The 21,496-nt window shown below is 70.3% G+C and carries 15 protein-coding genes, 3 tRNA genes and 1 pseudogene; 10 read left to right on the plus strand and 9 right to left on the minus strand.

Going from position 1 to position 21,496, the window contains the following annotated elements; translation table 11 throughout:
- Nucleotides 1-6: 6 nt before the first annotated feature.
- Nucleotides 7-228, minus strand: a pseudogene (locus ACIQAK_RS09405) (beta-1,3-glucanase family protein); the annotation flags it as partial.
- Nucleotides 229-331: 103 nt separating this feature from the next.
- Between ACIQAK_RS09405 and ACIQAK_RS09410 the strand changes: the two are divergent.
- From ACIQAK_RS09410 to ACIQAK_RS09420, 3 genes are all read left to right on the plus strand, one after another.
- Nucleotides 332-4,198, plus strand: coding sequence for an endo-alpha-N-acetylgalactosaminidase family protein (locus ACIQAK_RS09410; RefSeq protein ID WP_366387668.1), 3,867 nt, complete (start codon nt 332-334; stop codon nt 4,196-4,198).
- Nucleotides 4,199-4,460: 262 nt separating this feature from the next.
- Nucleotides 4,461-6,044 carry an acyl-CoA carboxylase subunit beta gene (locus tag ACIQAK_RS09415; protein ID WP_366387669.1) on the plus strand — a complete coding sequence of 528 codons (1,584 nt, stop codon included), beginning with the start codon at nt 4,461-4,463 and terminating at the stop codon, nt 6,042-6,044.
- A 71-nt stretch (nt 6,045-6,115) separates the two neighbouring features.
- Nucleotides 6,116-6,319, plus strand: coding sequence for an acyl-CoA carboxylase subunit epsilon (locus ACIQAK_RS09420; RefSeq protein ID WP_366387670.1), 204 nt, complete (start codon nt 6,116-6,118; stop codon nt 6,317-6,319).
- 80 nt (nt 6,320-6,399) lie between these two features.
- On the opposite strand, the gene ACIQAK_RS09425 is transcribed toward ACIQAK_RS09420, so the two are convergent.
- From ACIQAK_RS09425 to ACIQAK_RS09460, 8 genes are all read right to left on the minus strand, one after another.
- Nucleotides 6,400-6,981, minus strand: a complete 582-nt coding sequence (locus ACIQAK_RS09425; RefSeq protein ID WP_014048542.1) for an ATP/GTP-binding protein — start codon at nt 6,979-6,981, stop codon at nt 6,400-6,402.
- The gene (locus ACIQAK_RS09430; protein ID WP_366387671.1) at nt 6,962-7,621 is read right to left on the minus strand and encodes a DUF742 domain-containing protein; all 660 of its coding nucleotides are present in this window, start codon (nt 7,619-7,621) and stop codon (nt 6,962-6,964) included. The genes ACIQAK_RS09425 and ACIQAK_RS09430 overlap by 20 nt, the downstream gene beginning before the upstream one ends.
- A 90-nt stretch (nt 7,622-7,711) precedes the next feature.
- Nucleotides 7,712-8,125, minus strand: a complete 414-nt coding sequence (locus tag ACIQAK_RS09435; RefSeq protein ID WP_240111643.1) for a roadblock/LC7 domain-containing protein — start codon at nt 8,123-8,125, stop codon at nt 7,712-7,714.
- A 10-nt stretch (nt 8,126-8,135) separates the two neighbouring features.
- On the minus strand, nt 8,136-11,399 hold the full coding sequence (locus ACIQAK_RS09440; RefSeq protein ID WP_366387672.1) for a nitrate- and nitrite sensing domain-containing protein: 3,264 nt from the start codon (nt 11,397-11,399) through the stop codon (nt 8,136-8,138).
- A gap of 363 nt (nt 11,400-11,762) precedes the next feature.
- Nucleotides 11,763-12,344 carry an ATP/GTP-binding protein gene (locus tag ACIQAK_RS09445; RefSeq protein WP_014153856.1) on the minus strand — a complete coding sequence of 194 codons (582 nt, stop codon included), beginning with the start codon at nt 12,342-12,344 and terminating at the stop codon, nt 11,763-11,765.
- Complete coding sequence (locus ACIQAK_RS09450) at nt 12,325-12,732, minus strand: DUF742 domain-containing protein (RefSeq protein ID WP_003966010.1); 408 nt, start codon at nt 12,730-12,732, stop codon at nt 12,325-12,327. The genes ACIQAK_RS09445 and ACIQAK_RS09450 overlap by 20 nt, the downstream gene beginning before the upstream one ends.
- Before the next feature lie 135 nt (nt 12,733-12,867).
- A complete protein-coding gene (locus tag ACIQAK_RS09455) occupies nt 12,868-13,281 on the minus strand; it encodes a roadblock/LC7 domain-containing protein (protein WP_006127850.1) in 414 nt (137 codons plus the stop codon).
- A gap of 9 nt (nt 13,282-13,290) precedes the next feature.
- Nucleotides 13,291-17,073: a nitrate- and nitrite sensing domain-containing protein gene (locus tag ACIQAK_RS09460; protein ID WP_366387673.1), complete on the minus strand. Its 3,783-nt coding sequence runs from the start codon at nt 17,071-17,073 to the stop codon at nt 13,291-13,293.
- A 578-nt stretch (nt 17,074-17,651) separates the two neighbouring features.
- Here ACIQAK_RS09460 and ACIQAK_RS09465 point away from each other — a divergent pair.
- The 7 genes from ACIQAK_RS09465 to ACIQAK_RS09495 all read left to right on the plus strand — a co-directional run bounded on the left by ACIQAK_RS09465 (nt 17,652) and on the right by ACIQAK_RS09495 (nt 21,474).
- Complete coding sequence (locus ACIQAK_RS09465) at nt 17,652-17,834, plus strand: hypothetical protein (protein ID WP_366387674.1); 183 nt, start codon at nt 17,652-17,654, stop codon at nt 17,832-17,834.
- 106 nt (nt 17,835-17,940) lie between these two features.
- A complete protein-coding gene (locus tag ACIQAK_RS09470) occupies nt 17,941-18,726 on the plus strand; it encodes a fumarylacetoacetate hydrolase family protein (RefSeq protein ID WP_366387675.1) in 786 nt (261 codons plus the stop codon).
- On the plus strand, nt 18,719-20,233 hold the full coding sequence (gltX, locus tag ACIQAK_RS09475; protein WP_366387676.1) for a glutamate--tRNA ligase: 1,515 nt from the start codon (nt 18,719-18,721) through the stop codon (nt 20,231-20,233). The genes ACIQAK_RS09470 and gltX overlap by 8 nt, the downstream gene beginning before the upstream one ends.
- 101 nt (nt 20,234-20,334) lie before the next feature.
- Entirely contained in the window at nt 20,335-21,054 is a 720-nt protein-coding gene (locus ACIQAK_RS09480) for an HAD family hydrolase (RefSeq protein WP_366387677.1), read from the plus strand.
- An 88-nt stretch (nt 21,055-21,142) separates the two neighbouring features.
- Nucleotides 21,143-21,214: transfer RNA gene (locus tag ACIQAK_RS09485), tRNA-Gln, on the plus strand.
- 28 nt (nt 21,215-21,242) lie between these two features.
- A tRNA-Glu gene (locus tag ACIQAK_RS09490) sits at nt 21,243-21,315 on the plus strand.
- 86 nt (nt 21,316-21,401) lie between these two features.
- Nucleotides 21,402-21,474 (plus strand) — tRNA-Glu (locus ACIQAK_RS09495).
- Nucleotides 21,475-21,496: the final 22 nt, after the last annotated feature.

The following is a 21,496-nucleotide window of genomic DNA, read 5'->3' on the forward strand; positions in this document are numbered from 1 at the left end:
GGGCCGTCAGGACCCCACGCTCACCGTGAAGCGGCGCGGGTTCCCGTCGTGCGCCGCGCCCGAGACGTCCGGCTCACCGTCCGGGCGGACGACGTCGTACGGGAAGGCGTAGCCGATCGGGCTGTTGGCGTGGACCACGCGGGACCAGTGGTTGGTCACCGGCGTCCGGTAGTAGTCCGCCACCGACGTGCCGTTCGGCTGGCTCGGGTGGCTCAGCATGATCGACCGGGTACGGGCCACTTGGACTTACGGATCAGGGTTGTTGGACGGAGGCGGCCCCCGCTGCCGCCATGCGTTGACGGTGTCCCGACACGACGGCTACTCAGGGGCCATGTCGCCAAGATTCCCCTCCGCCGGCCTGGTCGCCGTCGCCGCAGCAGCCGTCCTGGCGCTCGTGGGGACCGCCCTCCCCGCCGCAGCCGCCGATCCGTCCCCCGCACCGGCGGCCGAGCCCAGCGGCTCCGCCACCATCGCCTCCCCCCACCTCACCGTCGCCGTGGCCGACGACTTCCCGCGCGTCCTGTCGTACACCGCCAAGGCCGGTGGCACGCGGCTCCTCGGCAGTACGCGGCCGGTCACCGCCGTCACCCTCAACGGCACCGCCCACCCGGTGAAGCTCAAGGGCGCGCCGAAGGTGTCCGCCTCCGCCGCCCGCTACACCCTCGCCTTCGGCGGTCTCCCGGGCGTCGAGATCGACGCCTCGCTCACCGTCTCCGGCCGGACCACCACCTTCAAGGTGACCGCCGTCAGAGACACCGCCGCGTTCCGGGTGGGCACCATCGACATCCCCGGGCACGACCTGATCTCCGTCGGGTCCACCGAGCCCGGCGCCGCCACCGCGTTCACGACGCTCGACCCGGACTCCACCCGCACCGCCGACGTCTTCGCCGAGGTCACCGGAGCCACCGAGCCGGACCCCGCACCCGTCGGCGCCACCTACGCGATCCTCAACACCGGCTCCCTGGCCGCCGCCGTCGAGTCCAACTCCTCCTACGACAAGCCCTCCGGCCCCACCGGTGGCGACGACGCCCGCTTCTGGCGCCAGGCCCGCACCGAGGCCGACGGAAGCGGCGTCCGGGTCGGCGTCAGCTCCGGCCAGTGGACCTACCGGGGCCAGGGCGCCCCCCAGCCCGAGAGCGGCGAGAACCTGCCCTGGGCCAAGGTCGTCGTCACCCCGGACGCCAACGGCGACCGGACCGTCGACTGGCAGGACGGGGCGATCGCCTTCCGCTCCATCGGCATCACCGCCCCCGGCAGCGAGGAGACCGCCGACCGGGTCGTCACCCACATCCCGTTCAACTTCGCCAGCCAGGCCACCCACCCCTTCCTGCGCACCCTCGACGACGTCAAGCGGATCTCCCAAGCCACCGACGGTCTCGGCCAGCTCGCCATCCTCAAGGGGTACGGCTCCGAGGGCCACGACTCCGCCCACCCGGACTACGGCGGCAACTACAACAAGCGGGCCGGCGGCCTCAAGGACCTCAACACCCTGCTGAAGGAGGGCAGGAAGTGGGGCGCCGGCTTCGGCGTCCACGTCAACGCCACCGAGTCCTACCCGGAGGCCCACGCCTTCAGCGAGCAGCTCGTCGACAAGACCAAGCCCGGCTGGAACTGGCTCAACCAGAGCTACTACATCGACCAGCGCCGCGACATCAACAGCGGCGACCTGGCCAGGCGCTTCCAGCAGCTGCGCGACGAGACCGACCAGAACCTCGACTTCCTCTACATCGACGTCTACTACAGCCACGGCTGGATCGCCGACAAGACCATCCGGTCCGTCCAGAAGCAGGGCTGGACCGTGGGCACCGAGTGGGCCGACAAGTTCGAGCGCGCCTCGCTCTGGTCGCACTGGGCCAACGACCTGAACTACGGCGGCGCCACCAACAAGGGCCTCAACTCGCAGATCATCCGGTTCATCCGCAACGGCGAGAAGGACATCTGGAACAAGCACCCGGTCCTCGGCCAGAGCGTCCTGGAGGAGTTCGAGGGCTGGACGGGTGAGACCGACTGGAACGCCTTCACCGCCAGTATCTGGCAGAGCAACCTCCCCGCCAAGTACCTCCAGCAGCAGAAGATCACCCGCTGGGACGGCAACGACATCACCTTCACCGGAGGTGTGCGCGGCACGGTCGAGGACGGGAAGCGGACCTTCTACGACCACGGCCGCAAGGTGCTCAGCGGCACCGGCTACCTGCTGCCGTGGGACGGCGGCAAGAAGCTCTACCACTACAGCGAGACCGGGGGCACCAGCACCTGGGAGGTGCCCGGCAAGGGCCCGTACACGGTCTACGAGCTGAGCGACAACGGGCGGAAGAAGGCCGCCACCGTCCGCCCGGTGAACGGGAAGATCACGCTCACCGCCACCGCCGGACAGCCCTACGTCCTCCACCCGGACCGTGCTCCGAAGAAGGCCTCTGTTGAATGGGGCCAGGGCACGCCCCTGGAGGACCCCGGCTTCAACGACCGTACGCTGAAGGGCTGGACGAAGACCGGCACGGTCGTACGGGACACCGACGAGCAGGGCCGCAACAGCGCCGCCCTCTCCGGCACCCCCGCCGCCGCCCTCTCCCAGCCCGTCACCGGCCTCAAGCCCGGCAGGCGCTACACCGCGTCCGCTCTCATCGAGGTGAAGCCCGGCCAATCCCGCCGTACGGTCCTGAGCGCGGGCGGGAAGTCGGTGGCCGTCGAGCGCTCCACGGCCAAGGACTTCGTCGCCGCGTCCGACTGGCACGGCACCTGCTTCCAGCGAGCCAAGGTCACCTTCACCGCCCCGGCGAGCGGCCGCACCACCCTGCGCGTCGAGGCGGCGGCGGGCTCCCCGGCGACGGTCCGCGCCGATGACGTACGGATCGTCGAGAACGCCCCCGCGACCCGCCCCGGCACCCTCGTGTACGAGGACTTCGAGGCGGTCGACCAGGGCTGGGGCCCCTTCCTCAAGGGCGACGCGGGCGGCTCCACCGACCCCCGCACCAGCATCTCCCAGCTCCACGCCCCGTACACCGGGTCCGGCTGGAACGGGAAGTTGATCGACGACGTGCTCGGCGGCAAGGAGTCCCTGAAGTCCCACGAGGAGAACACCGGGCTCGTCCACCGCACCGCCCCCTGGACCGTCCCGATGGAGGACGGCCGCCGCTACCGGGTGGAGTTCGACTACCAGTCCAGCCACGCCGGGGCCTACACCTGGGTCGACGGCTACGACCGGGTCGCGGGCGGCAGGGCCACCTCCACCGAGACCCGCGCCACCCCCGTCGGGCAGCAGCGCACCACCGGCCACTTCAGCCAGACCCTCACCGCGGGCTGCGGCGACACCTGGACCGGGCTGCGGAAGCGGGCCGGGGCACCCGAAGGCGCGGACTTCGTGCTCGACGCGTTCACCGTGACCGACCTCGGACCGGCCCCGGCCGGAAAGGAGGCCGTCTGCGGCACGCTCGGCGTGGCCGCCGACACCGAGACCCTGGAGCCGGGCGCTCCGAACACCGTCGAGGCGGTCTTCGGCAACGACGAGACGACCGCCGCCACCGGCGTGAAGCTGGCGCTGACCGTGCCCGAGGGGTGGCAGGCCGAGCCCGCGGGCCCGCTCGCCTTCGACACGGTCGCCCCGGGCGCGAAGGTCACCGGCAGCTGGCGGGTCACCCCGCCGGTCGACGCCCCGTACGAGACGTACCAGCTGGGCGCGGAAGCCACGTACGCCGTCCAGGGCTCCCCGCGCACGCTCGGCGCGCGGACCTCCGTACGGACCCTGCCGCCACCGCCCACGAAGGACAGCTGGGCCGGTGACCTCGACTGGACGGCCTCGCGGAACGGCTGGGGACCCGTCGAGCGCGACCGGTCCAACGGGGAGATGGGGACCGGCGACGGCAGCCCGCTGAAGATCGGCGGGGTCGCGTACGCCAAGGGCCTCGGCACTCACGCCCCGGCGAAGATCCGCTACTACCTGGGCGGGAAGTGCACCTCCTTCACCGCCGAGGTCGGGGTCGACGACGTCCAGGCCGGTCGCGGCAGCGTCCGGTTCTCCGTCACCGCCGACGGCACGGGGAAGGTGACCTCCCCGGTGCTGGGGGCCGCGGACCCGGCCTGGCAGCTCACCGCCGACGTCACCGGCGCGAAGTACGTCGAACTCGTCGTCGACGACGGCGGGGACGGCAACGGCAACGACCACGCCGACTGGGGCAACGCCCGCTTCCACTGCGGAGGTTGAACGCCCGTCGAACAGCGGCCCGGGCGCGGTGGACCTGAGGGGAACAGCGCTGGGCCATACTGGGGGGGCCTTCGGGCCCCCTCGGTGACGTGTGGTCCACGGCACACCGGCTCTTGTAGGGTTCCCATAGCGTCGAACGGCGTTTCGCTGGTGGATCGCCTGCACGGCGGGATGGTTCTGTTCACACCCACCACGAAACGGGGCAGGAGACTGTACGGAGTCGACGGCACGATTTCTGGGTCGGGGTTCGTAGGGTCGATGCATGACCGTTGTGGACGAAACCCAGGGTGAGCCGAGCGACACGCGTGGCCGGGTGGCCGAACTGCTGGCCCTGCGCGAGCAGGCCCGGCGTGGCCCCAGCGAGCGCGCGACCCAGGCGCAGCACGCCAAGGGCAAGCTGACCGCGCGTGAGCGCATCGAGCTGCTGCTGGATCCGGGCTCGTTCAAGGAGGTCGAGCAGCTCCGCCGGCACCGCGCCACCGGGTTCGGCCTGGAGGCCAAGAAGCCGTACACCGACGGTGTCATCACCGGCTGGGGCACGGTCGAGGGCCGCACGGTCTTCGTCTACGCGCACGACTTCCGGATCTTCGGCGGAGCGCTGGGCGAGGCTCACGCCACGAAGATCCACAAGATCATGGACATGGCCATCTCGGCCGGTGCCCCCCTCGTGTCGCTGAACGACGGCGCCGGCGCCCGTATCCAGGAGGGCGTCTCGGCGCTCGCCGGCTACGGCGGCATCTTCCAGCGCAACACGCGCGCCTCCGGCGTCATCCCGCAGATCAGCGTGATGCTCGGCCCGTGTGCGGGCGGCGCGGCCTACAGCCCGGCGCTCACCGACTTCGTCTTCATGGTCCGCGAGACCTCGCAGATGTTCATCACCGGCCCGGACGTCGTCAAGGCGGTCACCGGCGAGGAGATCACCCAGAACGGCCTCGGTGGCGCGGACGTCCACGCCGAGACCTCCGGCGTCGCGCACTTCGCGTACGACGACGAGGAGACCTGCATCGCCGAGGTCCGCTACCTCATCGGGATGCTGCCCTCCAACAACCGCGAGAACCCGCCGACCGTGGAGAGCGACGACCCGGCCGACCGGCGCGGCGACGTCCTGCTGGACCTCGTCCCGGCCGACGGCAACCGCCCGTACGACATGCACCAGGTGATCGAAGAGCTCGTCGACGACGGCGACTACCTGGAGGTCCACGAGCGCTGGGCCCGCAACATCATCTGCGCGATGGCCCGCCTGGACGGCCAGGTCGTCGGCATCGTCGCCAACCAGCCGCAGGCGCTGGCCGGGGTGCTGGACATCGAGGCGTCCGAGAAGGCCGCCCGGTTCGTCCAGATGTGCGACGCCTTCAACATCCCGATCATCACCCTTCTGGACGTCCCCGGCTTCCTCCCGGGCGTCGACCAGGAGCACGGTGGGATCATCCGGCACGGCGCCAAGCTGCTGTACGCCTACTGCAACGCCACCGTGCCCAGGATCTCGCTCATCCTGCGGAAGGCCTACGGAGGCGCGTACATCGTCATGGACAGCCAGTCCATCGGGGCCGACCTCACCTACGCCTGGCCCACCAACGAGATCGCGGTAATGGGTGCCGAGGGCGCGGCCAACGTCATCTTCCGCCGCCAGATCGCGGACGCCGAGGACCCCGAGGCCATGCGCGCCCGCATGGTCAAGGAGTACAAGGCCGAGCTGATGCACCCCTACTACGCGGCCGAGCGCGGCCTCGTCGACGACGTCATCGACCCCGCCGAGACCCGCGAGGTGCTCATCGCCTCGCTCGCCATGCTCCGCAACAAGCACGCCGACCTGCCGTCCCGCAAGCACGGCAACCCCCCGCAGTAGTCGCCGACCGCAGCGGCGCGATCCGCCGCACGGTCCACGACACCCTGCCGAGAAGACGGAGACACCCCGCCATGAGCCTGACTTCCGCCGAGTCCGTCCTGCGCGTCGAGAAGGGGCACGCCGACCCCGAGGAGCTGGCGGCCATCACCGCCGTCCTGATGGCCCGCGCCGCCGACCGGCCGTCCGCCCCCGCCCACCCGGGCCGCGACACGGCCGGCTGGCGCCGCCTGGAGCGCACGCCGGGCTTCCGCGCGCCGCACAGCTGGCAGGGCTGAGAACCCGCACGGCGTCACGCGGAAGGGCCCCGCACTCCTCAGGAGTGCGGGGCCCTTTCTCGTACGTACCGGAGGTCGGCTCAGCGCAGGCGCGCCATCAGGGCGTGCTCGACCAGCGTGATCAGCGCGCTCTTGGCGTCGGCGCGGTGCCGGGCGTCCGTCGTCAGGATCGGGGTGTCCGGCCCGATCTGGAGCGCCTCGCGTACCTCGTCGGGGGTGTAGGGCTGGTGTCCGTCGAAGCCGTTGAGGGCGATGACGAAGGGCAGGCCGCTGTTCTCGAAGTAGTCGACGGCGGGGAAGCAGTCGGCGAGGCGGCGGGTGTCGACGAGGACGACGGCGCCGATGGCGCCGCGGACCAGGTCGTCCCACATGAACCAGAAGCGGTCCTGGCCGGGGGTGCCGAACAGGTACAGGATCAGGTCCTGGTCCAGGGTGATGCGGCCGAAGTCCATGGCCACCGTCGTGGTGGTCTTGTCCCCGGTGTGGGTCAGGTCGTCGATGCCCGCGGACGCGGACGTCATCACGGCTTCGGTGCGCAGCGGGTTGATCTCCGAGACGGCACCGACAAACGTGGTCTTACCCACGCCGAAGCCCCCTGCCACCACGATCTTCGCCGAGGTAGTGGAGCGGGCCGCTCCGCCGCTAGAGCTTGCGAAGTCCACTGAGCACCCTTTCGAGCAGTGTCACATCTGGCTGGCCGCCGGCGGCCTCGTCGCCGCCGGGCTGATGGATAGCGACGAGTCCGGCCTCGGCCAGGTCGGCGACGAGGATCCGGGCAACGCCGAGGGGGATCGAGAGAAGGGCCGAGACCTCGGCGACCGACTTGATCTCGATGCAGAGCCGGCAGATCCGCTGGTGCTCGGGCAACTGCCCTTGCAGCCGCGTCGGATCGGCCGTGGTGCTGACCAGCGCCTCGATGGCGAGCTGGTAACGCGGCCGGGTCCGGCCGCCGGTCATGGCGTACGGGCGGACCAGCGGATTGTGCGCGGCCGGCTTGGCGGGCTCGGGGGCCCGCCGCTGCTGCACCGGCTGGATACGCGGCTGCTGGGGCGCGTCGTAGCGCTGCTGCTGAGGCTGCTGCTGCGGCCACGGCGAACCCGGCTGCTGCTGGGGCCACTCGGACCCCTGCGCGCCGTGGCCGCTCTGCGGCTGCTGCGGCTGCTGCGGTTGCTGATATGGCTGATATGAGTTCCCCGGGGCCTGGCCGCCGGATGCGGTGGGGTAGCCGAAACGGTTGTCACCGTGCTCACCCGGAACCCTCTGCTCACCCTCGTATGGGTGTCCGCCTGTGGGTGCTGCCACGTTTCCTCCTCCGACTGCCGGTCGCCGATCCCAGTGGGGCCGCGCCACCGCACCTTATGGCGCGGTGGCGCGAAACGCACTGTCTGTCTACTAGTTAAGAAGACTTCCCTGAAGCTCGGCGCGGAGATCCGGGGTCAGGACACTGCCCGCGCGGTCGACCAGAAGTGCCATTTCGTACCCGACCAGACCGATATCGGCATCCGGGTGGGCGAGAACGGCGAGTGACGAACCGTCCGAGATGGACATGATGAAGAGGAATCCCCGCTCCATCTCCACGACGGTCTGGTTCACCGGCCCGCCCTCGAAGATCCGGGAGGCGCCCGCGGTCAGCGACGTCAGACCGGAGGCGACGGCCGCCAGCTGGTCGGCGCGGTCGCGCGGGAATCCTTCGGACATGGCCAGCAGGAGTCCGTCGGCGGAGACCACCACCGTGTGCGACACCCCGGGGGTGTTGTCCACGAAGTTGGTGATCAACCAGTTGAGATTCTGCGCCGCCTGGCTCATCGGGCTCACACTAACGCTCCTGGTTGTAGGTGGTACTGGTGTCCGACCCGGCGGTGCGTCCTCGCTGGACCCCCCGCCGCAGGTTGCTCAACCTGCCGCGGACGTCCTCGGGGGCGCGGGAGACCTGTGGGCCGCCCTGCTGGGTCTGCTCCGCCGTGCCCTCGACCAGGTTGGCCTTGGGTACGCGCCGGGGGAGACCGGAGGGGGTGACTCCGCCCGCCTTCGGCTCACGGAGCTTCTCGGCCCGCTCCCAGCGCTCGTCGTTCGTCGAGCGCCAGTCCTCGGTGCCGTCCCCGTCGGTCTGCGGGGCCTGCCGCTCTTCCTGCTGCGGCTGCCGCCGCGGAGCCGGAGCGGCTGCGGACCGGTCGTTGCCACGGCCGCTCGGCTGCCAGTGCTGGGCACCGCCGCGGCGAGGAAGACCGGCTCCGGTCAGCTCGTGGCCGACATTCGGGGTGGACCCCGGACGGTCGAAGCCTACGTGCTCCTGCGACGGCGCGGGAACGCTCGGAACAGATTCCGCCTCAGCCTGCCGAACCGGCTCGAATGTGTTCTGGAAACCGCTCTGAACAGGCCAGTCGTCCTGGGGGGACTGGTCGGTCGGGGCAGCGTACCGGTCGGCGGCGTACGGGTCCTGCGGGTTCTCCGGAGCGGCATATGCCGCTTCCGGGTAACCCTCCCGCGGCTGCTCCTGGGACCCGTTCTGGTCCTGCCGCGGGTAGCCGCCCCCGGCGCCGTACTGCTGCTGCTCGTAGGAGTCGGCGTACGGGGCCTGGCCCTGCTGGGCCGCGTTCTGGCCGTACTGGTCCTGGCCGTAGGACTCCTGCGGGTAACCCTGCGAGCCGCCCGCGTACTGGTCCTGGCCGGCGTACTGCCCCTGCCCGTAGCCCTCCTGGCCGTACCCCTGCTGTTCCTGGGAGCCGTCCGGGAACGGGCCGCCGGTGCCGGCCTGGGCCTCCAGCGCCGCCCTGCGCTCCTCGCGCATCAGCGAACGGTTGACCGGGTCCAGCTGGCTCGGGTCCGCCGCTGCCTCGTAGCGCGAGTCGTCGAAGCCGAGCTCCGCCGCGGTGCGCATCTGGCCGTGCTGCGGCGCCGGCTCGAAGGGGTTCTGCTGCTCGGGGATGATCGAGGAGACGGTGAAGTCGTCCTGCCCGTCCAGGGAATCGCCACCGCCACCATGGGTGATCACGTCCGGGAGCATGACCAGCGACGTCGTCCCGGCCTGCTCGCCCGAGGGGCGCAGCTGGACCCGGATGCCGTGCCGGTCGGCCAGCCGGCCGACCACGAACAGGCCCATGCGCTGGGAGACCGCGGCGTCCACGGTCGGCGGGTTGGCCAGTTTGTGGTTGATGTCGGCGAAGTCCTCGGCGGTCAGGCCGATGCCCTTGTCGTGGATCTCGACCATCACCCGGCCGTCGGGCAGCCGGGTCGCGGTGACGCGGACCTTGGTCTGCGGAGAGGAGAACGTGGTGGCGTTCTCCAGCAGCTCGGCCAGCAGGTGCACGAGGTCGGTGACGGCCCGGCCGTGGATCTCGGCCTCGGGGACGCCGGACAGCTCGATGCGCTCGTAGGACTCCACCTCGGAGGAGGCGGCGCGCAACACGTCGACCAGCGGCACCGGCTGGTCCCAGCGGCGGCCGGGCTCCTCGCCCGCGAGGACCAGCAGGTTCTCGCCGTTGCGCCGCATACGGGTGGCCAGGTGGTCCAGCTTGAAGAGGCTCTCCAGCTGGTCCGGGTCGGCCTCGTTGTTCTCCAGGTCGGTGATGAGGGTCAGCTGGCCCTCGATGAGCGACTGGTTGCGGCGCGAGAGGTTGGTGAAGATCGCGTTGACGTTGCCCCGCAGCATGGCCTGCTCGGCGGCGAGCCGGACGGCCTCGCGGTGCACCTGGTCGAAGGCGCGGGCCACCTCGCCGATCTCGTCCTGCGTGGTGATCGGGATCGGCTGCACCCGGGTGTCGACCCGGCCCGGGTCGGTGCGGGAGAGCTGGTCGACGAGGGAGGGCAGCCGCTGCTCGGCGATGGTGAAGGCGGCGGTACGCAGCTGGCGCATCGACCGGCTCATCTGGCGGGCCATGAGCCCGGCCAGGATGAAGGCGGCCAGCAGGGCGATGACGACGGCCAGACCGTTGACGATGGCGTCCCGCTTGGCGTCGGAGGAGATCCCCGCGGCCTCGTCCACGGCCTTGGTGACGAGCTCGTCCTCGACGGTGGCGTACCCCTCGAACTTGGCGGTGGCGGCGGCCATCCAGGTCTCGGGCGTGATGCCCTTCTTCGCCAGGTCCTCGGGGTCCTGGCCCTGGCCGATCTGCTGGGCCATGCCGTCGAAGACCGAACCGTCGATGCTCGGCGGCGACACGAACGGCTGGCCCGCGGCGTCGGCCTGCTCGCGGGCGGCCTTGAGTTGCTTGGCCCCCTCGGCGGCCTTGCCCGCCATGACCTGCTTGAGCCGGTCCACATCGGCCTGGGTACCACCGGAGTTGAACTCGCCGAGGGCGATCTGCTCCATGTAGTTGTACGAGCCGAAGGCCTTGACCTGGTCGTTGTAGGTGCCGGGCTTCTTGCTCGGGCGCACCAGCAGGTGCATGCCGATCGAGCGCTGAAGCGATTCTGCAGCCTTGGCCAGCTCGATCGCGTAGACGGTGCGGCCGTAGCTGGTGATGTTGCCGGTGCCGAGGCCGAGCTCGTTGGAGAACTCCATCAGCGAGTGCTGGACCTGGGTGTAGCCCTCTTCGGTCTTCACCGGGTCCAGCGCCTGCGAGTAGGCGGCCTTGCGCAGCTCGGTGAGCTTGGGCTCCTCGCCCTTGAAGAGCTTGAGGCGGCGCTCCAGGCCCGGCTTGGCGGGCATCTCCTTCACCGCTTCGTCGAACGCCGCGCGCGCCTCGTCCGTGGCGGCCCGGGTCTGCTCGACCACGTCGGCGTCCCGGTCACCGGAGAGCAGCGGCTGTGCGGTGAGGTCGCGCTCGTCCAGGAGCGCCTGACCGTAGTCCGATGCCGCGCGGACGACGAGGGCGGTCTTCTCGGCCTCCTGCGCCTCGCTCCAGGTGTCGATGGACCCCTTCACCTGGAAGCCGCCCATGACCAGGCCGACTATGACGGGGATCAGGAGGATCGCGTTCAGCCGGGTGGCCACGCGCCAGTTGCGCGGGGAGAACCGGCTGGTGCTGCCACCGGCCGGCTCCGGCTCCGGCGCCTGTGCAGGGGACGCCGCAGCGTGCGACGGCGGCGTGAAGTTGCCCCGCTCGGGCTGCACCACGGAGCCCTCGTTGCTTCGCCTCACTCGACCAACAACCTCTCGGCGCCGGCACCTACGTTGTGCCGGATCATTCGTTCAGGGCCGTAACTACTCGGGAGTTCGACGAATTGCAGCACGGGGACGGGCCCCCTTCCAAACACTCGGAATCGATCATTCCGAGTGGCACACGCCTCAGATAAAACGGGCATAAAGAGCGAGCCCCGTCAAAAGGCGGGGCTCATGTGAGCGCAGTGGCACCAGGTGGATGCATCGGGTGGTGGCGCGAGTTCAATTCTCTGTCGAAACGTTATGAACACGGGGGCGGATCGTGTCAAACGACACAGGCCGCCCCCGCGTGACTACAGCAACTTCCGTATGCCGAAAACGACTTACGCCTACTTGTCAGGACTACTTCAGTCGTGCCATCAGAGCGTGCTCGACCAGCGTGATCAGGCCGCTCTTGGCGTCGGCGCGGTGCCGGGCGTCCGTCGTGATGATGGGAGCGTCCGGCCCGATCTGGAGCGCCTCGCGTACCTCGTCGGGGGTGTAGGGCTGGTGTCCGTCGAAGCCGTTGAGGGCGATGACGAAGGGCAGGCCGCTGTTCTCGAAGTAGTCGACGGCGGGGAAGCAGTCGGCGAGGCGGCGGGTGTCGACGAGGACGACGGCGCCGATGGCGCCGCGGACCAGGTCGTCCCACATGAACCAGAAGCGGTCCTGGCCGGGGGTGCCGAACAGGTACAGGATCAGGTCCTGGTCCAGGGTGATGCGGCCGAAGTCCATGGCCACCGTCGTGGTGGTCTTGTCCCCGGTGTGGGTCAGGTCGTCGATGCCCGCGGACGCGGACGTCATCACGGCTTCGGTGCGCAGCGGGTTGATCTCCGAGACGGCACCGACAAACGTGGTCTTACCCACGCCGAAACCGCCCGCCACCACGATCTTCGCCGAGGTGGTGGAGCGGGCCGTACCGCCGCTAGAGCTTGCGAAGTCCACTGAGCACCCTTTCGAGCAGTGTCACATCCGGCGCGCCGCCGGCCTCTCCGTTGCCCGGCTGGTGGATGGCCACCATGCCGGCTTCCGCCAGGTCCGCCACGAGGATGCGGGCGACGCCCAGCGGCATCGACAGCAGCGCGGAGACCTCGGCCACCGACTTGACCTCACGGCACAGGTGGCAGATCCGCTGGTGCTCGGGGAGCAGGGTTCCCAGATGCGCCGGGTCCGCGGTGGTGCTGACCAGTGCCTCTATCGCGAGCTGGTACCGCGGCCGGGTCCGGCCGCCGGTCATGGCGTAGGGACGGACCAGCGGCTGGTCGCCTTCCCCGTCGTACGACGCGTGGTGCAGTGCGCCGTACGGATCGGGTGAGGCGGGTGGCGGGGTCATGAATCCTCCGGGCGTGACAGCAGGTTCTCGGCTTGCCGTCTGCAAGGGGCCGGTGAGGGGACTAAGGCGGCCTGGCGGGTGAGGGTTGTGGGCATTACCTGAGGGGATCGTCTCGTGAGTCCGCTGGACGGCCGCCTAGTGGAGCAGACTGCCCTGGAGCTCGGCGCGGAGGTCGGGCGTGAGGACGGTGCCCGCGCGGTCGACCAGGAGGGCCATCTCGTAACCGACCAGACCGATGTCGGCGTCCGGGTGGGCGAGGACGGCGAGTGAGGAACCGTCGGAGATGGACATCAGGAAGAGGAACCCGCGCTCCATCTCCACAACGGTCTGGCTGACGGCGCCGCCCTCGAAGATCCGGGAGGCGCCCGCGGTCAGCGACGTCAGACCGGAGGCCACGGCCGCCAGCTGATCGGCGCGGTCGCGCGGGAAACCTTCGGACATCGCCAGCAGCAGGCCATCCGCGGAGACCACCACCGTGTGGGACACCCCTGGGGTGTTGTCCACGAAGTTGGTGATCAGCCAGTTCAGATTCTGCGCGGCCTGACTCATGGGGCTCAACTAACGCTCCTGCTGGTGAGTGGGACCGAGATGGATACTGCCGGTCGACGGGCCGTTGTTGGCCTGCCGTCCCTGCTGGATGCCCCGGCGGAGATTGGTCAGACGACCGCGCACGTCATCGGGCGCACGCGAAACCTGAGGTCCGGACTGGTGATTCTGCTGCTGAGCGGTCCCGGGAACCAAATTGGCGCGGGGAACACGGCGGGGCAGCCCGGAAGTGGTGACCCCGCCGGCGGCCGGCTTCTTGACCCGCTCGGCCTGTCGTACGAGTTCGTCGTTGGGCGAGGCGCGCCAGGAGCTGGTGACCGAGGTGTCGGCCGCACCACGCTGGGGCATGGGCGGAACGGGCACACCGGTGGGCTCCGGAACGGCCGGCGCCTGCGGCTCGGCGTCCTGCTGGCCGCCCTGGCCCGGGCCGTGGAACCAGTTGGTCTCCAGGGTGTCGTACAGCGGCGTACGACCGTCCCCGGGACCGGCCGGCGGCAGGGCCTCCGGCTGCTGGGGCAGCGCGGGACGGTACGGGGCCTCGCCCGCCGGGGACGCCGACGGACGCGGGGCGCCGAAGCCACCCTCGTCCCGGCCGCGCTGACGCGGCGCGGGCAGACCCTGGCCCTGGTTCTGCTGGAGCGGCACGTCGAAGTCGGGCCGCGCGAACTGCGCGGTGCTCGCCGGGTCCTGGTCCTGCCGGCCGTAGCTCTGGCCCTGGGGGGCCTGCGGCGCCGAGAAGTCCGGCCGGGCGAACTCGGCGGTCGCGCCCGGGTCCTGGCGGCCGTCCACCGGCCGCTGGTTCAGCGGGGCGTTGAACGCCTGGTCCTGGCCGGGGCCGGTGGGCCGGGCGAACTGCCCGGTCGCGTCGTGCTCCTCGTGGCCGCGCGGGGCGTCGACGCCCCAGCCCGCGGCCTGCGGACGCTGCTGCGGGCTGCCGCCGGGCAGCTCAACCCGCGGACCACCGGTCGGCGGCAGCTGGCGGCCGGGGCCGCCGGGCTGCTGGAAGCCGCCCTGGGCGCCGGGGCCGCTCTGTTCGAGCCGGGCCTGCTGGGGCTGCGGCGCGCCGGGACCCTGCTGGTGCTGGCGGGGCTGGCCCTGCTGGTTCTGCTGGCCCTGCTGGTTCTGCGGGGCGAACGCGTTCGGGCGGCCGTTCTGGCCGGGGGAGGCCGGGGCGCCGTGACCGAACAGGTTGGGCTGACCCGGCTCCGTACGGCCGGGAGCGTCGCCCTGACCGCCGCGCGCGCCGAGCCGGGCGCCGTTGCCGAAGGCGCCGGAGAGGCCGCCGCCCTGGCGCTGCGGCTCCTGACCCGGGAAGGGCTGACTCGGGTTGCCGGGGTTCTGCGGCCCGTTGTTCTGAGGCCCGCCGTTCTGGGACCCGCCGTTCTGGGGCCCGCCGTTCTGCGGACCCTGCGGCCGGCCGGCGCCGTTCTCCCGCGCGGGCAGAGCGGCGCGCGGACCGGAGCCCGCGCCGACCTGGCCGCGCTGGCCGCCGGGGCCGGAGCCGAGGCTCTTCGCACCCGGTCCACCCGGTCCGCCGCCGATGCCGGGGCGCTGGCCGTTGCCCGCGCCGTTGCCGGCCAGCAGGCCGCCGGGGGCGCCGCCGGGCTGCTGGCCGGGACCCTGCTTGGACGGGGGCTGCTTGCCGCCGTGGGCGACATCGACGGGCAGCATGACCAGCGCGGTCGTGCCGCCGGAGTCGGAGGGCCGCAGCTGGATGCGGATGCCGTGACGCAGCGACAGCCGGCCGACCACGAACAGACCCATGCGGCGGGAGACCGAGACGTCCACGGTGGGCGGCTGCGCGAGCCGCTCGTTGATCGCCGCGAGGTCCTCGGGGGAGAGGCCGATACCGGTGTCGTGGATCTCGACGAGCACCCGGCCGTCGGGGAGCGCGTGACCGGTGACCCGGACCTTCGTCTGCGGCGAGGAGAACGATGTCGCGTTCTCCAGCAGCTCGGCGAGCAGGTGCACGAGGTCGTTGACGACCCGGCCGGCGACCTCGGTCGCCGGCACGGCGGACAGCTCGATGCGCTCGTACTGCTCCACCTCGGAGGCGGCGGCACGGAGCACGTCGACCAGCGGGACGGGGCGCGTCCACCGGCGACCCGGCTCCTCACCCGCGAGGACGAGGAGGTTCTCACCGTTACGGCGCATACGGGTCGCCAGGTGGTCGAGCTTGAAGAGCGAGGACAGCTGGTCCGGGTCGGCCTCGCGCGACTCCAGCTCGGAGATGAGCGAGAGCTGACGCTGGATGAGGCCCTGCGAACGGCGCGAGAGGTTGGTGAACATCGCGTTGACGTTGCCTCGCAGCAGCGCCTGTTCGGCGGCGAGGCGGACGGCCTCGCGGTGCACGTCGTCGAAGGCCGCGGCCACCTTGCCGATCTCGTCCCGGGAGTGCACACCGACCGACTCGACGGAGGTGTCGACGTCCTGCGGGTCGGTCTCGGAGAGCTGCTTGACGAGCTCGGGCAGCCGGTCCTGGGCGACCCGAGTGGCGGTGTCCTGGAGGCGGCGCAGCGAGCGGATCATGGAGCGGGCCACCACGAAGGCGCCGACCAGCGAGACGCCGAGGACGAGGAGGACGACCGCACCGTTGATGATCGCCTCGCGCTGGGAGGCCTCGCGCAGCTCGCGCGCCTTGGCCTCCATGTCGCTGAGGAGGGTGGTCTCGATCGTCTTCATCGCGTCGATCTTGGTGGAGCTCTGGTCGTACCAGTCCATGTACGAGCGGACCTTGGCCCCGTCGATCCCGTTCGGGGTGTCGAGGATGTACTTGGCGTACATGTTCGCCGCGTTGATCTCGGGGTTGTTGCCGTTGTCCAGGGGAGCCATCAGGTCGACCGGGCTCTGCCCCGTCGACCCGTAGATCGTCTTGAACGAGCTGATCGCGCGGGTTTCCTTGTCCTGCGCGTTCTTGCCGAACTGCTTGTCGTTCTCGTTGAGGTGCGGCTTCTTGACCGAACCACCGGGCAGTGCGGCCGCGATGATCGCGCGCTGGATCGAGGCGTACTCCTTGGCGGAGGAGAACGCCGCCAGGGCCCGGGTGCGCTTGATCATCTCCGGGTTGTTGGTCGCCTGGGCCATGTCCTGGGACAGGCTGAGGAGTGCGGTGATCAGCTGGCTGTACTGGTCGACGGTGTTGAGGCTGGGGGTGCCCTTGCCGTACGCCGTCTCGCGGGTCGACCGGATGTTGCCGAGCTGGGAGGCGATCTGGCCGACGCTCGCGTGGATGCTCTCCAGCGCGGCGTCGTTCTCGAAGTCACCGATCTCGTTGGTCGCGTCGAAGAACGCTTCCCTGGCCCGGTCGGTGTCCTCCCGGGGCTGGGAGACCTTGTAGTCGGTCGCCTTGGACCCGTTGGACAGCGGACCGGCGGCCTGGTCGCGCTCCACCTGGAGCTGCTGGGCGAGCGCGGTCGCCTGCTTGGTCATCTGGGTCAGCAGCTGCATGTGCTCCAGCTGCTGCATGTCGTTCATGGACTCGTTGATCCGCAGACCACCCAGGCTGGTCGCCGCGACCACGGGGAGGGCGAGGAGCGAGATCAGTCGCGTGCTGATGCGCCAGTTACGGAGCGCTATTCGCGAGCCCGTGTCGGCCGGGCCGCGGGAGGCGGGAGGAGTGCTCGGCTCGGCTCCGCCGTTCGCCGGGGAGCCCGGGCGCTGCGCACGGTCGCTGTTGTCGCCGGCAGCGGCCGGCCCGGGGTTCTGGGCGTGCTGGGGCGAGGAACCGCGGTCGGTCCCGCCGCGCGGCTCCTGTTCCGCCGGAGCGCTGCCATCCCTCTTGAAACGTCCCTGCACTAGCGTCGCAACCTCTGGACCAGGCGTTCCGTCCGAATACGGACAGAACGGTGTCGGCGTCGTGGGGCACTGGACGCGCCCCATGGTGGTCGTTGAGTGACCGGCGTACTTCCCCCTCCCGCCGCGCCTCGGCGCTGCGTCGCGCCCCGGTGCGCCGGCCTGAAACCCGCGGCGGTGCGTGGAATTCCAGCACAGTGCAGGATCTCCAACAAGGCCCAGGTACCGGGCTGTGACCTGGGTGACACGTTGTGATGAATGAGTGACAAATAGTAGAGAGTGATCGTGGGTAAAGCGGACTTACGGGGAGGAGTCGCTTAGGGGTGGGGGGTGTCCCAGACGCGATGATCAGGAGCGGAATAATGGATTCAGAGAGGTAATGTCCGTTTCTCGGACCATGATCACTTGCCCGAAATGGGTCAATTGTCGATTACTTCGTGAGCAAACTCACAGGATGATCGTCGCCTCATCCGGGGATCGGCGGGGAATCGGATGTTTAGCCTGACGCTTTACAGGGATGGCGAATCCGACAAGCCGGCGCCACCGAGGTGGCGCCCGTACCGACAGGATCCTGACGGCAGATGAAGACGACGACGATGTTCCGCAACATTGCCAACCCCCGGCGCACCACGCTGGCGCACCTCAAGGACGCCGAAGCGCTGCGGACGCCGGTCCAGCCGGAGCACGCCGCCGAACTGCCCACCGTCACGGCCAACCCGCGCCGCACCATCCTCATGGAAGCCCCGGTCACCGCCGCCCGGTAGTACCCGCCCTGCGGGGCGGGGCTGTCCCCCTCATCGGCGCCGGGTGAGGCGCTAGCCTGGAGCGTCAGTCTTCAGCCAGCCAGCAAGTGAGGGGCGACAGCATCCCGTGCGCATCGCCAGGTTCTCCATCGACGGCAATGTCGCCTTCGGCGCCGTCGAGGGGCAGGGCACCGTGGAATCCGGTGACCTCGTCCTCGACATCATCAAGGGCATCCCGTACGCCGACTTCGAGCTCTCGGGCACCAAGGTCCCGCTGAACAAGGTCCGGCTGCTGCCCCCCGTGCTCCCCAACAAGGTCGTGGCCGTCGGCCGCAACTACGCGGAGCACGCCGCCGAGCTCGGCCACGAGGTCCCCGACGCGCCCATCACCTTCTTCAAGCCCACCACCTCGGTGATCGGCTCCGGCGACGCGATCGAGTACCCCTCCTTCTCCAACGACCTCCACCACGAGGCCGAGCTGGCCGTGGTCATCGGCCGCATGTGCCGCGAGGTCCCGCGCGAGCGCGTGCGTGACGTCATCCTCGGCTACACCTGCGCCAACGACGTCACCGCCCGCGACGTGCAGGACCGCGAGAAGCAGTGGGCCCGCGCCAAGGGCTTCGACACCTCCTGCCCGCTGGGCCCCTGGGTGGAGACCGATGTGGACCCCCACGACCTCACCATCCAGGCGACGGTCAACGGCGAGCAGCGGCAGCTCGGCCGCACGAGCGACATGGTCCGCTCCGTCGAGGACCTGATCGTCCACATCACGGAGGCAATGACCCTCCTCCCGGGCGACGTGATCCTCACCGGCACCCCCGCAGGGGTCGGCCCCCTGCACGTCGGCGACGAGGTCGCCGTCACCATCGAAGGCATCGGCACTCTCACCAACAAGGTGATCAAGCGTGGCTAACGCACCTTTCCCCAAGCTCTCGGCGCCGCTCGACCAGGGGAGGCCCCATCGCGTCCGTTTCTGTCCCTCCCCGACCGGCAACCCCCACGTGGGCCTGGTCCGCACGGCCCTGTTCAACTGGGCCTTCGCCCGGCACCACCAGGGCACCCTGGTCTTCCGGATCGAGGACACCGACGCCGCGCGCGACTCCGAGGAGTCCTACCAGCAGCTGCTCGACTCGATGCGCTGGCTGGGCCTGGACTGGGACGAGGGCCCGGAGATCGGCGGCCCGCACGCGCCGTACCGCCAGTCGCAGCGGATGGACCTGTACAAGGACGTCGCCGAGAAGCTGCTCGCCGCCGGGTACGCCTACCCCTGCTACTGCACCACCGAGGAACTGGACACCCGCCGCGACGCCGCCCGCGCCGCAGGCCGTCCGTCCGGCTACGACGGCCACTGCCGCCACCTCACGGAGGAGCAGAAGGCCGCGTACGAGGCCGAGGGCCGGAGCTCGATCGTCCGCTTCCGGATGCCCGACGAGGCCATCACCTTCACCGACCTGGTCCGCGGCGACATCACCGTCCAGCCGGAGAACGTCCCGGACTACGGCATCGTCCGCGCCAACGGGGCCCCGCTCTACACGCTGGTCAACCCGGTCGACGACGCGCTGATGGAGATCACCCACGTCCTGCGCGGCGAGGACCTGCTCTCCTCCACCCCGCGCCAGATCGCCCTGTACCGGGCGCTCATCGAGCTGGGCATCGCCAAGGAGACCCCCGCCTTCGGCCACCTGCCGTACGTCATGGGCGAGGGCAACAAGAAGCTCTCCAAGCGCGACCCGCAGGCCTCCCTCAACCTCTACCGGGAGCGCGGCTTCCTCCCCGAGGGGCTGCTGAACTACCTCTCGCTGCTCGGCTGGTCGATCGCCGAGGACCGCGACATCTTCTCGACGGACGAGCTGATCGCGGCGTTCGACATCGAGGACGTCAACGCCAATCCGGCCCGCTTCGACCTCAAGAAGGCCGAGCACATCAACGGCGAGCACATCCGCATGCTGGAGGTGAAGGCCTTCACCGAGGCCTGCGGCCCCTGGCTGAAGGCCCCCTTCGCGCCCTGGGCCCCGGAGGCCTTCGACGCGGAGAAGTGGACGCGGATCGCCCCGTACGCCCAGACCCGGGTCACGGTGCTGGCCGACATCACCGACAACGTCGACTTCCTCTTCCTCGACGAGCCGGTGGAGGACGAGGCGTCCTGGGCCAAGGCGATGAAGGGTGACCCGGCCGCGCTCCTGACCACGGCCCGCGCCAACCTGGAGGCGGCGGACTGGAGCGACCCGGAGTCCCTGAAGAACGCCGTGCTCACCGCCGGCGAGGCGCACGGCCTCAAGCTCGGCAAGGCGCAGGCCCCGGTCCGGGTCGCCGTGACCGGCCGCACGATCGGCCTGCCGCTCTTCGAGTCCCTGGAGATCCTGGGCCGCGAGAAGAGCCTGGCCCGCGTGGACGCCGCGCTGGCGAAGCTGACCGCGTAAGGCGACGAGACACCCCCGTGGAGGGCCGCAGCCGACCGGCTGCGGCCCTCCACGGCTTTTTCACCCCTCGCCGGCACCCGCGGGCCGCTACCGTGACGTACATGCCGATCCGAGCCGTGCTCTGGGACATCGACGACACGATCTTCGACTACGCGGGTGCCGACCGCACGGGTATGCGGCTCCACCTGGAGCTCATGGGACTACCCGAGGCGTACGCGTCGGTCGACGAGGCCCTCGACGCCTGGAAGGCGATCACCGTCCGGCACTGGGCGCGCGTCGCCGCCGGCGAGACGGACTTCCTCGGGCAGCGACGGGACCGGGTACGGGAGTTCCTCTCGCGGGCCATGGAGGACGCCGAGGCCGACGCATGGTTCGCCGGGCACGTCACGCACTACGAGGCCGCCTGGACCCTCTTCCCGGACGTGCTGCCGGTCCTCGACCGGCTGGTGCCCGCCTACCGGCACGCGATCCTGTCCAACTCCAGCACCGAACACCAGCACCGCAAGCTCACCACGCTCGGCATCCGGGACCGGTTCGAGGCGATGGTCTGCGCCGTGGAGCTGGGGGTCTCCAAGCCGGAGCCGGGCGCCTTCCACGCCGCCTGCGAGGCGCTCGCGCTGGAGCCGCACGAGGTGGCGTACGTCGGGGACGAGCCGGACATCGACGCGTCCGGTGCCGTCGCCGCCGGACTCACCGGGATCTGGCTCGACCGGCAGGGCAGGGCCGGGAGGACGGATCTGGTGACGATCACCGGGCTCGACCAGCTCCCCGGCCTGCTGGGGGGCCAAACCCGTTTTGGAGCGCCGGACACCTTCGGGTAATGTTCTTTCTGCGCCGCCCGAGCGGGCCGAAAGATCCGGCCGGGAAGCGCAGACAGAAGTGAAGCCCCCACCAGGGGTTGCATTTCAGTGGGCTATGGTGTAATTGGCAACACTACGGTTTCTGGTACCGTCATTCTAGGTTCGAGTCCTGGTAGCCCAGCGCAGTACACGTAAGATCAGCAGGACAAGCCCCCGTTGTGTAGCGGCCTAGCACGCTGCCCTCTCACGGCAGTAGCGCCGGTTCGAATCCGGTCGGGGGTACAGATCCTTCCCGCGAGAACACCTGGGTCGCACCCTCGTTCTCGCGGTGACAATATCCGGCTACCGCCGGGTGGAGGATCGCTAGGGCCCCCGTTGTGTAGCGGCCTAGCACGCTGCCCTCTCACGGCAGTAGCGCCGGTTCGAATCCGGTCGGGGGTACAACAGAGCGGTACGGGAAGGC

This window comes from Streptomyces sp. NPDC088706 (genome assembly GCF_044752765.1).
Lineage (GTDB): Bacteria > Actinomycetota > Actinomycetes > Streptomycetales > Streptomycetaceae > Streptomyces.

What these genes read in the sequence shown, in the direction of transcription:
- ACIQAK_RS09415 (WP_366387669.1), top strand. Translation starts at nt 4,461, where the DNA reads ATGACCGTTGTGGACGAAACCCAGGGTGAGCCGAGCGACACGCGTGGC.
- ACIQAK_RS09450 (WP_003966010.1), bottom strand. Translation starts at nt 12,732, where the DNA reads ATGACCCCGCCACCCGCCTCACCCGATCCGTACGGCGCACTGCACCAC.
- ACIQAK_RS09455 (WP_006127850.1), bottom strand. Translation starts at nt 13,281, where the DNA reads ATGAGTCAGGCCGCGCAGAATCTGAACTGGCTGATCACCAACTTCGTG.
- ACIQAK_RS09410 (WP_366387668.1), top strand. Translation starts at nt 332, where the DNA reads ATGTCGCCAAGATTCCCCTCCGCCGGCCTGGTCGCCGTCGCCGCAGCA.
- ACIQAK_RS09420 (WP_366387670.1), top strand. Translation starts at nt 6,116, where the DNA reads ATGAGCCTGACTTCCGCCGAGTCCGTCCTGCGCGTCGAGAAGGGGCAC.
- ACIQAK_RS09435 (WP_240111643.1), bottom strand. Translation starts at nt 8,125, where the DNA reads ATGAGCCAGGCGGCGCAGAATCTCAACTGGTTGATCACCAACTTCGTG.
- ACIQAK_RS09480 (WP_366387677.1), top strand. Translation starts at nt 20,335, where the DNA reads ATGCCGATCCGAGCCGTGCTCTGGGACATCGACGACACGATCTTCGAC.
- ACIQAK_RS09465 (WP_366387674.1), top strand. Translation starts at nt 17,652, where the DNA reads ATGAAGACGACGACGATGTTCCGCAACATTGCCAACCCCCGGCGCACC.